Below are 11,743 nucleotides of genomic sequence, written 5' to 3'. Positions count from 1 at the left end.
GGAAGGCGACACCAAAAGGAAGCTCTATGAGCGAAAAGCTACAGAAAGTGCTGGCGCGTGCCGGCCACGGTTCTCGCCGTGAAATCGAATCTATTATTGAAGCCGGTCGTGTGAGTGTTGATGGCAAAATTGCTAAACTCGGCGATCGCGTTGAAGTTACCCCTGGATTGAAAATCCGTATCGATGGTCACCTTATTTCGGTACGTGAGTCCGCTGAACAAATTTGTCGCGTTCTGGCTTATTACAAACCGGAAGGTGAGTTGTGTACCCGTAACGATCCGGAAGGGCGTCCGACGGTGTTTGACCGTCTGCCAAAGCTGCGTGGCGCACGCTGGATTGCCGTAGGTCGTCTGGACGTTAACACCTGTGGTCTGCTGCTGTTCACCACTGACGGTGAACTGGCAAACCGTTTAATGCATCCAAGCCGTGAAGTTGAACGTGAATACGCCGTGCGTGTATTTGGTCAGGTTGACGACGCGAAACTGCGTGATTTGAGTCGTGGCGTGCAACTGGAAGATGGTCCGGCAGCTTTTAAAACCATCAAGTTCAGCGGCGGCGAAGGGATCAACCAGTGGTACAACGTTACTCTGACCGAAGGCCGTAACCGTGAAGTTCGTCGTCTGTGGGAAGCGGTTGGTGTGCAGGTCAGCCGCCTGATCCGTGTTCGTTACGGTGATATCCCACTGCCAAAAGGTCTGCCACGCGGTGGCTGGACGGAGCTGGACCTCGCCCAGACTAACTATCTGCGCGAACTGGTGGAGCTACCGCCAGAAACCAGCTCTAAAGTCGCTGTAGAAAAAGACCGTCGTCGCATGAAGGCGAATCAGATTCGTCGTGCGGTGAAACGTCACAGTCAGGTGAGCGGCGGTCGTCGTTCTGGCGGACGTAATAATAACGGTTAATCAAAGTATGCCGGACGTCATATCCGGCATTTTTACAGATTAATAATCGATCCCTATCTGCGCTTTTACACCGGCATCAAACGCATGTTTGACGGGGCGTAATTCACTTACCGTATCTGCCAGTTCAAGAATATCCCGATGACAACCACGACCCGTGATAATCACCGTCTGTTGATGTGGACGTTCATTTAACGCCTGCACCACTTCTTCCAGTGGCAAATAGTCATACGCCACCATATACGTCAGTTCATCAAGCAAAACCATATCCAGTGAGGAATCAGCAAGCATCCGCTTTGCATGTTGCCAGACTTCGCGGCAGGCGGCGGTATCAGACTCGCGGTTTTGTGTATCCCAGGTAAAGCCCGTTGCCATCACCTGAAACTCAACGCCATGTGGCTCCAGCAGATTGCGTTCGCCATTAGGCCAGGTGCCTTTAATAAACTGCACGACGCCTACTTTTTTTCCGTGACCAACTGCGCGTGTTGCCGTACCAAATGCCGCGGTGGTTTTGCCTTTTCCATTGCCGGTAAAGACGATGATAATACCGCGTTCATCCTGGGCCTGGGCCACACGAGCATCTACTTTTTCTTTCACTCGCTGCTGACGCTGTTGGTAGCGTTCATCACTCATTGGGAAATTCCTGGTTTACGGCCCGGTTGGGCGTCAAAGGTCATGCCGGTTTTACGGCGGCTGTCATCGCCCATCAGCCAGAGGTAGAGCGGCATGATATCAGCGGGTGTTTTAAGTTTCTGTGGATCTTCGGTCGGGAAGGCGCTGGCACGCATTGCGGTGCGCGTACCGCCTGGGTTAATGCAGTTGACACGCAGGCGCTGCTGATATTCATCGGCCAGTACCTGCATCATCCCTTCGGTGGCAAATTTCGACGCTGCATATGCACCCCAGTTGGCTCGTCCCTGACGTCCAACGCTTGATGAAGTAAAGACCAGTGAACCGGCGTCCGATTTGAGTAATAAAGGAAGCAGTGCCTGGGTGAGCATAAAGGTGGCATTAACGTTGACCTGCATGACGTCCTGCCAGACCTGCGGATTTTGTTCGCTCATTGGGCAAACATCGCCGAGCAATCCGGCATTATGCAAAACACCATCCAGACGCGGATAATTAACGGCAATGCGCTGTGCCAGTTGTTGGCAATTTTCGGACGTGCAGGTCAGCAAATCGAGAATAAACCACTGTGGCTGACGCCCAGTTTCTTCGTTTATGTGGCTGGCTACCTGACGTAATTTTTCTTCATTACGGCCCAACAGAATCACTGTCGCACCATAGCGTGCATACGTCATCGCGGCTTCACGACCAATACCATCGCTGGCTCCCGTCACCAGGATAATGCGATCATTGAGTAAATCTTGTTTTGGCTGGTAATGCATGGCTACTCCTCAACGACGTTGTCTGTCGCGCTGCCAGTGTACTTTATGACTTTGGGGCTTTATGCCTGAAACAGAAGGGCATTTCAATCAGCCTGGGGCGATAACACCGCAAAATGGATACTTTGTCATACTTTCGCTGCAATAACATCTCTGCGAGACGGCTTAACATGCCTGTTGTAAACTGTGAGCCAAAGCGTTGTTTAACCAAGGTGGGGACTCGTGGAATTGTTGTCTGAATATGGTTTGTTTTTGGCGAAAATCGTTACCGTTGTGCTAGCGATTGCGGCGATTGCCGCCATTATTGTCAATGTTGCTCAACGTAATAAACGCCAGCGTGGCGAGTTACGGGTCAACAATCTCAGCGAACAGTATAAGGAGATGAAAGAAGAACTGGCCGCGGCGCTGATGGACTCACATCAGCAAAAACAGTGGCACAAAGCGCAGAAGAAAAAGCATAAGCAAGAAGCGAAAGCAGCAAAAGCGAAAGCCAAACTGGGCGAGGTGGCAACTGACAGTAAACCCCGCGTCTGGGTGCTGGATTTTAAAGGCAGCATGGACGCCCATGAAGTGAACTCGCTACGTGAAGAGATAACGGCTGTACTCGCAGCATTCAAACCGCAGGATCAGGTTGTGCTCCGTCTGGAAAGCCCTGGTGGCATGGTGCATGGTTACGGGCTGGCGGCTTCGCAACTGCAGCGTCTGCGCGATAAAAACATTCCTTTAACTGTTACGGTAGACAAAGTCGCTGCCAGCGGCGGTTACATGATGGCCTGTGTGGCGGACAAAATTGTTTCCGCACCGTTTGCTATTGTGGGTTCCATTGGCGTGGTGGCGCAAATGCCCAACTTTAACCGCTTCCTGAAAAGCAAAGATATTGATATCGAACTGCACACTGCCGGGCAGTATAAGCGCACGCTGACGTTGCTGGGTGAAAATACCGAAGAAGGGCGGGAGAAATTCCGCGAAGAGTTGAACGAAACGCATCAGTTGTTTAAAGATTTTGTGAAGCGTATGCGTCCTTCTCTGGATATTGAACAGGTGGCAACGGGTGAACACTGGTACGGACAACAGGCGGTAGAGAAAGGCCTGGTTGATGAAATCAACACCAGTGATGAAGTTATTCTTAGCCTGATGGAAGGCCGTGAAGTGGTCAATGTACGCTATATGCAGCGTAAACGACTCATTGACCGATTCACCGGCAGCGCGGCAGAGAGCGCCGATCGATTGTTGCTACGCTGGTGGCAGCGGGGTCAAAAGCCATTGATGTAAAAGACAAACGCGAGGCTAAGACCTCGCGTTTTGCTTTAATCAACCAGATGATATTTTTCTGAAAGCACATGGGCCAGGTGTTTGAACATATTAAACACCGCGGTGCTTTTGGCTGTTGGCAATCCTTGTTCATCTAAAAAGTAGTCGCCGGTAAATACCAGCACGCCATTACGCTGCGTGACGCCGGTGGCTTCAATCCCTGCGAGCGTATCCTCATGCTCACGAATGATTTTGTTGGCCTCTTTCAACAGCGTTTCGCGGTCGATGGGTTGTGTCTCTTTGTTCATTATTTACTCCTTAAACAAGGACATTAGTCTACGCCAGGCATGGCTTGCAGACAAATATACCACGCTGGTGGCAAGAGCGCCTTACTGGCAACTTTGGATTTTGCATGCTAATAAAGTTGCGTATCGGATTTTATCAGGTACAGTGTGACGCTTTCGTCAATCTGGCAATAGATTTGCTTGACATTCGACCAAAATTCCGTCGTGCTATAGCGCCTGTAGGCCAAGACCTGTTAACTCAGTCACCTGAATTTTCGTGAACAGAGTCACGACAAGGGGTTGATATCCGCAGAGAGCGAGTCCATATCGGTAACTCGTTGCCAGTGGAAGGTTTATCAACGTGCGACGCATTCCTGGAAGAATCAAATTAGGTAAGGTGAATATGGGTAAAGCTCTTGTCATCGTTGAGTCCCCGGCAAAAGCCAAAACGATCAACAAGTATCTGGGTAGTGACTACGTGGTGAAATCCAGCGTCGGTCACATCCGCGATTTGCCGACCAGTGGCTCAGCTGCCAAAAAGAGTGCCGACTCTACCTCCACCAAGACGGCTAAAAAGCCTAAAAAGGATGAACGTGGCGCTCTCGTCAACCGTATGGGGGTTGACCCGTGGCACAATTGGGAGGCGCACTATGAAGTGTTGCCTGGTAAAGAGAAGGTCGTCTCTGAACTGAAACAACTGGCTGAAAAAGCCGACCACATCTATCTCGCAACCGACCTTGACCGCGAAGGGGAAGCCATTGCATGGCACCTGCGGGAAGTGATTGGGGGTGATGATGCGCGCTATAGCCGAGTGGTGTTTAACGAAATTACTAAAAACGCGATCCGCCAGGCATTTAACAAACCGGGTGAGCTGAATATTGATCGTGTTAATGCCCAGCAGGCGCGTCGCTTTATGGACCGCGTGGTGGGGTATATGGTTTCGCCGCTGCTATGGAAAAAGATCGCTCGTGGTCTGTCTGCCGGTCGTGTGCAGTCGGTGGCGGTTCGCCTGGTGGTCGAGCGTGAGCGTGAAATTAAAGCGTTCGTGCCGGAAGAGTTCTGGGAAGTCGATGCCAGCACGACCACGCCATCTGGTGAAGCGTTGGCGTTACAGGTGACTCATCAGAACGACAAACCGTTCCGTCCGGTCAACAAAGAACAAACTCAGGCTGCGGTAAGTCTGCTGGAAAAAGCGCGCTACAGCGTGCTGGAACGTGAAGACAAACCGACAACCAGTAAACCTGGCGCTCCTTTTATTACCTCTACGCTGCAACAAGCTGCCAGCACCCGTCTTGGATTTGGCGTGAAAAAAACCATGATGATGGCGCAGCGTTTGTATGAAGCAGGCTATATCACTTACATGCGTACCGACTCCACTAACCTGAGTCAGGACGCGGTAAATATGGTTCGCGGTTATATCAGCGATAATTTTGGTAAGAAATATCTGCCGGAAAGTCCGAATCAGTACGCCAGCAAAGAAAACTCACAGGAAGCGCACGAAGCGATTCGTCCTTCTGACGTCAATGTGATGGCGGAATCGCTGAAGGATATGGAAGCAGATGCGCAGAAACTGTACCAGTTAATCTGGCGTCAGTTCGTTGCCTGCCAGATGACCCCAGCGAAATATGACTCCACGACGCTGACCGTTGGTGCGGGCGATTTCCGCCTGAAAGCACGCGGTCGTATTTTGCGTTTTGATGGCTGGACAAAAGTGATGCCTGCGTTGCGTAAAGGCGATGAAGATCGCATCTTACCAGCAGTTAATAAAGGCGATGCTCTGACGCTCGTTGAACTTACACCAGCCCAGCACTTTACCAAGCCGCCAGCCCGTTTCAGTGAAGCATCGCTGGTTAAAGAGCTGGAAAAACGCGGTATCGGTCGTCCGTCTACCTATGCGTCGATCATTTCGACCATTCAGGATCGTGGCTACGTGCGAGTAGAAAATCGTCGTTTCTATGCGGAAAAAATGGGCGAAATCGTCACCGATCGCCTTGAAGAAAATTTCCGCGAGTTAATGAACTACGACTTTACCGCGCAGATGGAAAACAGCCTCGACCAGGTGGCAAATCACGAAGCAGAGTGGAAAGCTGTACTGGATCACTTCTTCTCGGATTTCACCCAGCAGTTAGATAAAGCTGAAAAAGATCCGGAAGAGGGTGGTATGCGCCCGAACCAGATGGTTCTGACCAGCATTGACTGCCCGACTTGTGGTCGCAAAATGGGGATTCGCACAGCGAGCACCGGGGTATTCCTTGGCTGTTCTGGCTATGCGCTGCCGCCGAAAGAGCGTTGCAAAACCACCATTAACCTGGTGCCGGAAAACGAAGTGCTGAACGTGCTGGAAGGCGAAGATGCTGAAACCAACGCGCTGCGCGCAAAACGTCGTTGCCCGAAATGCGGCACGGCGATGGACAGCTATCTCATCGATCCGAAACGTAAGTTGCATGTCTGTGGTAATAACCCAACCTGCGACGGTTACGAGATCGAAGAGGGCGAATTCCGCATTAAAGGTTATGACGGCCCGATCGTTGAGTGTGAAAAATGTGGCTCTGAAATGCACCTGAAAATGGGGCGTTTCGGTAAATACATGGCCTGCACCAACGAAGAGTGTAAAAACACACGTAAGATTTTACGTAACGGCGAAGTGGCACCACCGAAAGAAGATCCGGTGCCATTACCTGAGCTGCCGTGCGAAAAATCAGATGCTTATTTCGTGCTGCGTGACGGTGCTGCCGGTGTGTTCCTGGCTGCCAACACTTTCCCGAAATCGCGTGAAACGCGTGCGCCACTGGTGGAAGAGCTTTATCGCTTCCGCGACCGTCTGCCGGAAAAACTGCGTTATCTGGCCGATGCGCCACAGCAGGATCCGGAAGGTAATAAGACCATGGTTCGCTTTAGCCGTAAAACCAAACAGCAATATGTCTCTTCGGAAAAAGACGGAAAGGCGACTGGCTGGTCAGCATTTTATGTTGATGGCAAATGGGTTGAAGGAAAAAAATAACCTTTAATTCTGTCAGGTTTTTATAAACAAAGGGTCGCGAAAGCGGCCCTTTTTTATTGCATATTATTTTTTCTTCACACCTATACACTAAGGCTATAAATGATATAGTGGTTATAGTTAGCACCTTTTTTATTATTAAATCGTATTAGTCACCCGCCAGGTGTGACGAAAAAACGATGTTCTGATGGCGTCTAAGTGGATGGTTTAACATGAAATTACAACAACTTCGCTATATTGTTGAGGTGGTCAATCATAACCTGAATGTCTCATCAACAGCGGAAGGACTTTACACATCACAACCCGGGATCAGTAAACAAGTCAGAATGCTGGAAGACGAGCTAGGCATTCAAATTTTTTCCCGAAGCGGCAAGCACCTGACGCAGGTAACGCCAGCAGGGCAAGAAATAATTCGTATCGCTCGCGAAGTCCTGTCGAAAGTCGATGCCATAAAATCGGTTGCCGGAGAGCACACCTGGCCGGATAAAGGTTCACTGTATATCGCCACCACGCATACCCAGGCACGCTACGCATTACCAAACGTCATCAAAGGCTTTATTGAGCGTTATCCTCGCGTTTCTTTGCATATGCACCAGGGCTCGCCGACACAAATTGCTGATGCCGTCTCTAAAGGCAATGCTGATTTCGCTATCGCCACAGAAGCGCTGCATCTGTATGAAGATTTAGTGATGTTACCGTGCTACCACTGGAATCGGGCTATTGTAGTCACTCCGGATCACCCGCTGGCAGGCAAAAAAGCCATTACCATTGAAGAACTGGCGCAATATCCGTTGGTGACATATACCTTCGGCTTTACCGGACGTTCAGAACTGGATACTGCCTTTAATCGCGCAGGGTTAACGCCGCGTATCGTTTTCACGGCAACGGATGCTGACGTCATTAAAACTTACGTCCGGTTAGGGCTGGGGGTAGGGGTCATTGCCAGCATGGCGGTGGATCCGGTCGCCGATCCCGACCTTGTGCGTGTTGATGCTCACGATATCTTCAGCCACAGTACAACCAAAATTGGTTTTCGCCGTAGTACTTTCTTGCGCAGTTATATGTATGATTTCATTCAGCGTTTTGCACCGCATTTAACGCGTGATGTCGTTGATGCGGCTGTCGCATTGCGCTCTAATGAAGAAATTGAGGTCATGTTTAAAGATATAAAACTGCCGGAAAAATAATTTCTTGCGTTATTTTCGGCACCTTTTATGTAGCGAAGGTGCCGGAATATATTCTCTTTTGTTACTTATTTCTATACCGTGCACAATATTTTTATCCCTCATATTTATAGGGTAAATTACCTGTAAAGTAGTGTCTAATTACCCGCCTCGCAAACTCCAGTTTTCAAATATCTATTTCAGGTCAAAAGATTGAATTATTCACTGGAGACGATTCGTAAATTCGCTGGATTTTTGACTAAAGTTTCTTTAGGATTTGTCTCATCGTATGATTAATTACACCAATCGTTCAACGTCTTGCTGATAAGTGATGGCGATTATATGAGGTTAGCAATGCCTTCTGGAAATCAGGAACCCCGCCGCGATCCTGAATTAAAACGTAAAGCCTGGCTGGCGGTTTTTCTTGGTTCTGCACTTTTCTGGGTGGTTGTCGCACTGCTGATTTGGAAAGTGTGGGGATAACTATGGTCGGTCAGGAGCAACTGGAGTCGTCACCATTATGCCAGCATAGTGACAATGAAACAGAAACGAAACGGGAATGTTCCGTCGTTATTCCAGACGACTGGCAACTAACATCGCAGCAGCAAGCCTTTATAGAACTGTTTGCTGAAGATGATCAGCCGAAACAATAATTATCATCATTCTTATTACCCATTTTTAATGAATTAAAGGGCTTTTAATACACCGCAGCAATAACAGCTTGAGTTATCTCAACACAAAATAATAACCGTTAAGGGTGTAGCCTATGATCAACACAAATATGAAATATTGGTCCTGGATGGGCGCGTTTTCTCTGTCGATGCTCTTCTGGGCCGAACTCCTCTGGATCATTACTCACTGATCCTTGACCCCGCTGCGGCGGGGTTGTCATTTGCTTTGCCACAAGATTTCTCCTCTTTTATCAATTTGGGTTGTTATCAAATCGTTACGCGATGTTTGTGTTATCTTTAATATTCACCCTGAAGAGAATCAGGGCTTCGCAACCCTGTCATTAAGGAGGAGCTATGTCGTCAACCCTACGAGAAGCCAGTAAGGACACGTTGCAGGCCAAAGATAAAACTTACCACTACTACAGCCTGCCGCTTGCTGCTAAATCACTGGGCGATATCACCCGTCTACCCAAGTCACTCAAAGTTTTGCTCGAAAACCTGCTGCGCTGGCAGGATGGTAACTCGGTTACCGAAGAGGATATCCACGCGCTGGCAGGATGGCTGAAAAATGCCCATGCTGACCGTGAAATTGCCTACCGCCCGGCAAGGGTGCTGATGCAGGACTTTACCGGCGTACCTGCCGTTGTTGATCTGGCGGCAATGCGCGAAGCGGTTAAACGCCTCGGCGGCGATACTGCAAAGGTTAACCCGCTCTCACCGGTCGACCTGGTCATTGACCACTCGGTGACCGTCGATCGTTTTGGTGATGATGAGGCATTTGAAGAAAACGTACGCCTGGAAATGGAGCGCAACCACGAACGTTATGTGTTCCTGAAATGGGGAAAGCAAGCGTTCAGTCGGTTTAGCGTCGTGCCGCCAGGCACAGGCATTTGCCATCAGGTTAACCTCGAATATCTCGGCAAAGCAGTGTGGAGTGAATTGCAGGACGGTGAATGGATTGCTTATCCGGATACACTCGTTGGTACTGACTCGCACACCACCATGATCAACGGCCTTGGCGTGCTGGGGTGGGGCGTTGGTGGGATCGAAGCAGAAGCCGCAATGTTAGGCCAGCCGGTTTCCATGCTTATCCCGGATGTAGTGGGCTTCAAACTTACCGGAAAATTACGTGAAGGTATTACCGCCACAGACCTGGTTCTCACTGTTACCCAAATGCTGCGCAAACATGGCGTGGTGGGGAAATTCGTCGAATTTTATGGTGATGGTCTGGATTCACTACCGTTGGCGGATCGCGCCACCATTGCCAATATGTCGCCAGAATATGGTGCCACCTGTGGCTTCTTCCCAATCGATGCTGTAACCCTCGATTACATGCGTTTAAGCGGGCGCAGCGAAGATCAGGTCGAGTTGGTCGAAAAATATGCCAAAGCGCAGGGCATGTGGCGTAACCCGGGCGATGAACCAATTTTTACCAGTACGTTAGAACTGGATATGAATGACGTTGAAGCGAGCCTGGCAGGGCCTAAACGCCCACAGGATCGCGTTGCACTGCCCGATGTACCAAAAGCATTTGCCGCCAGTAACGAACTGGAAGTGAATGCCACGCATAAAGATCGCCAGCCGGTCGATTATGTTATGAACGGACATCAGTATCAGTTACCTGATGGCGCTGTGGTCATTGCTGCGATAACCTCGTGCACCAACACCTCTAACCCAAGTGTGCTGATGGCCGCAGGCTTGCTGGCGAAAAAAGCCGTAACTCTGGGCCTCAAGCGGCAACCATGGGTCAAAGCGTCGCTGGCACCGGGTTCGAAAGTCGTTTCTGATTATCTGGCAAAAGCGAAACTGACACCGTATCTCGACGAACTGGGGTTTAACCTTGTGGGATACGGTTGTACCACCTGTATTGGTAACTCTGGGCCGCTGCCCGATCCTATCGAAACGGCAATCAAAAAAGGCGATTTAACCGTCGGTGCGGTGCTGTCCGGCAACCGTAACTTTGAAGGCCGTATCCATCCGCTGGTTAAAACTAACTGGCTGGCCTCGCCGCCGCTGGTGGTTGCCTATGCGCTGGCGGGAAATATGAATATCAACCTGGCTTCTGAGCCTATCGGCCATGATCGCAAAGGCGATCCGGTTTATCTGAAAGATATCTGGCCATCGGCACAAGAAATTGCCCGTGCGGTAGAACAAGTCTCCACAGAAATGTTCCGCAAAGAGTACGCAGAAGTTTTTGAAGGCACAGCAGAGTGGAAGGGAATTAACGTCACACGATCCGATACCTACGGTTGGCAGGAGGACTCAACCTATATTCGCTTATCGCCTTTCTTTGATGAAATGCAGGCAACACCAGCACCAGTGGAAGATATTCACGGTGCGCGGATCCTCGCAATGCTGGGGGATTCAGTCACCACTGACCATATCTCTCCGGCGGGCAGTATTAAGCCCGACAGCCCAGCGGGTCGATATCTACAAGGTCGGGGTGTTGAGCGAAAAGACTTTAACTCCTACGGTTCGCGGCGTGGTAACCATGAAGTGATGATGCGCGGCACCTTCGCCAATATTCGCATCCGTAATGAAATGGTGCCTGGCGTTGAAGGGGGGATGACGCGGCATTTACCTGACAGCGACGTAGTCTCTATTTATGATGCTGCGATGCGCTATAAGCAGGAGCAAACGCCGCTGGCGGTGATTGCCGGGAAAGAGTATGGATCAGGCTCCAGTCGTGACTGGGCGGCAAAAGGTCCGCGTCTGCTTGGTATTCGTGTGGTGATTGCCGAATCGTTTGAACGAATTCACCGTTCGAATTTAATTGGCATGGGCATCCTGCCGCTGGAATTTCCGCAAGGCGTAACGCGTAAAACGTTAGGGCTAACCGGGGAAGAGAAGATTGATATTGGCGATCTGCAAAACCTACAACCCGGCGCGACGGTTCCGGTGACGCTTACGCGCGCGGATGGTAGCCAGGAAGTCGTACCCTGCCGTTGTCGTATCGACACCGCGACGGAGTTGACCTACTACCAGAACGACGGCATTTTGCATTATGTCATTCGTAATATGTTGAAGTAACAACTATTTGCTTGCCGGTTATTTTGCTTCCGGCAAGCAAATGAATTACACAATGCAAGAGG

At 50.1% G+C, this 11,743-nt stretch carries 11 protein-coding genes; 8 read left to right on the top strand and 3 right to left on the bottom strand.

The window, feature by feature from the left end:
- Positions 1-26 precede the first annotated feature (26 nt).
- Entirely contained in the window at positions 27-902 is an 876-nt protein-coding gene (gene rluB / locus AB4H76_RS13025) for a 23S rRNA pseudouridine(2605) synthase RluB (RefSeq protein WP_001291217.1), read from the top strand.
- Positions 903-941: 39 nt separating this feature from the next.
- On the opposite strand, the gene cobO is transcribed toward rluB, so the two are convergent.
- Positions 942-1,532 (bottom strand): cob(I)yrinic acid a,c-diamide adenosyltransferase, encoded by a 591-nt coding sequence (gene cobO / locus AB4H76_RS13020; protein ID WP_001278906.1) that lies wholly within the window; start codon positions 1,530-1,532, stop codon positions 942-944.
- Positions 1,529-2,287, bottom strand: coding sequence for a YciK family oxidoreductase (locus tag AB4H76_RS13015; RefSeq protein WP_000559286.1), 759 nt, complete (start codon positions 2,285-2,287; stop codon positions 1,529-1,531). The genes cobO and AB4H76_RS13015 overlap by 4 nt, the downstream gene beginning before the upstream one ends.
- A gap of 219 nt (positions 2,288-2,506) precedes the next feature.
- Here AB4H76_RS13015 and sohB point away from each other — a divergent pair, with 219 nt between their 5' ends.
- Positions 2,507-3,556: a protease SohB gene (gene sohB / locus AB4H76_RS13010; RefSeq protein WP_000422045.1), complete on the top strand. Its 1,050-nt coding sequence runs from the start codon at positions 2,507-2,509 to the stop codon at positions 3,554-3,556.
- Between the two features lie 35 nt (positions 3,557-3,591).
- Here the strand turns inward: sohB and AB4H76_RS13005 are convergent, their stop codons facing one another.
- Positions 3,592-3,843: a YciN family protein gene (locus AB4H76_RS13005; protein ID WP_001031530.1), complete on the bottom strand. Its 252-nt coding sequence runs from the start codon at positions 3,841-3,843 to the stop codon at positions 3,592-3,594.
- Between the two features lie 379 nt (positions 3,844-4,222).
- Here AB4H76_RS13005 and topA point away from each other — a divergent pair, with 379 nt between their 5' ends.
- From topA to acnA, 6 genes are all read left to right on the top strand, one after another.
- Positions 4,223-6,820, top strand: coding sequence for a type I DNA topoisomerase (topA, locus tag AB4H76_RS13000; protein WP_001297122.1), 2,598 nt, complete (start codon positions 4,223-4,225; stop codon positions 6,818-6,820).
- A 209-nt stretch (positions 6,821-7,029) separates the two neighbouring features.
- Entirely contained in the window at positions 7,030-8,004 is a 975-nt protein-coding gene (cysB, locus tag AB4H76_RS12995; protein WP_000776253.1) for an HTH-type transcriptional regulator CysB, read from the top strand.
- A 318-nt stretch (positions 8,005-8,322) separates the two neighbouring features.
- Entirely contained in the window at positions 8,323-8,463 is a 141-nt protein-coding gene (locus AB4H76_RS12990; RefSeq protein ID WP_001300896.1) for a YmiA family putative membrane protein, read from the top strand.
- Positions 8,464-8,465: 2 nt separating this feature from the next.
- On the top strand, positions 8,466-8,633 hold the full coding sequence (yciX, locus tag AB4H76_RS12985; RefSeq protein WP_001297116.1) for a protein YciX: 168 nt from the start codon (positions 8,466-8,468) through the stop codon (positions 8,631-8,633).
- Between the two features lie 113 nt (positions 8,634-8,746).
- On the top strand, positions 8,747-8,842 hold the full coding sequence (ymiC, locus tag AB4H76_RS12980) for a small membrane protein YmiC (protein ID WP_001310756.1): 96 nt from the start codon (positions 8,747-8,749) through the stop codon (positions 8,840-8,842).
- 163 nt (positions 8,843-9,005) lie between these two features.
- On the top strand, positions 9,006-11,681 hold the full coding sequence (gene acnA / locus AB4H76_RS12975; RefSeq protein ID WP_000099534.1) for an aconitate hydratase AcnA: 2,676 nt from the start codon (positions 9,006-9,008) through the stop codon (positions 11,679-11,681).
- Positions 11,682-11,743 lie beyond the last annotated feature (62 nt).

Source organism: Escherichia sp. UTM R2 (genome assembly GCF_048593455.1).
In the GTDB taxonomy this organism is placed as follows: Bacteria; Pseudomonadota; Gammaproteobacteria; order Enterobacterales; family Enterobacteriaceae; genus Escherichia; species Escherichia coli.
Note: the sequence above shows the minus strand (reverse complement) of the source record. Positions and strands in the feature narration are given on the sequence as shown.

What these genes read in the sequence shown, in the direction of transcription:
- rluB (WP_001291217.1), top strand. Translation starts at nt 27, where the DNA reads ATGAGCGAAAAGCTACAGAAAGTGCTGGCGCGTGCCGGCCACGGTTCT.
- cobO (WP_001278906.1), bottom strand. Translation starts at nt 1,532, where the DNA reads ATGAGTGATGAACGCTACCAACAGCGTCAGCAGCGAGTGAAAGAAAAA.
- AB4H76_RS13015 (WP_000559286.1), bottom strand. Translation starts at nt 2,287, where the DNA reads ATGCATTACCAGCCAAAACAAGATTTACTCAATGATCGCATTATCCTG.
- AB4H76_RS13005 (WP_001031530.1), bottom strand. Translation starts at nt 3,843, where the DNA reads ATGAACAAAGAGACACAACCCATCGACCGCGAAACGCTGTTGAAAGAG.
- topA (WP_001297122.1), top strand. Translation starts at nt 4,223, where the DNA reads ATGGGTAAAGCTCTTGTCATCGTTGAGTCCCCGGCAAAAGCCAAAACG.
- cysB (WP_000776253.1), top strand. Translation starts at nt 7,030, where the DNA reads ATGAAATTACAACAACTTCGCTATATTGTTGAGGTGGTCAATCATAAC.
- AB4H76_RS12990 (WP_001300896.1), top strand. Translation starts at nt 8,323, where the DNA reads ATGAGGTTAGCAATGCCTTCTGGAAATCAGGAACCCCGCCGCGATCCT.
- yciX (WP_001297116.1), top strand. Translation starts at nt 8,466, where the DNA reads ATGGTCGGTCAGGAGCAACTGGAGTCGTCACCATTATGCCAGCATAGT.
- ymiC (WP_001310756.1), top strand. Translation starts at nt 8,747, where the DNA reads ATGATCAACACAAATATGAAATATTGGTCCTGGATGGGCGCGTTTTCT.
- acnA (WP_000099534.1), top strand. Translation starts at nt 9,006, where the DNA reads ATGTCGTCAACCCTACGAGAAGCCAGTAAGGACACGTTGCAGGCCAAA.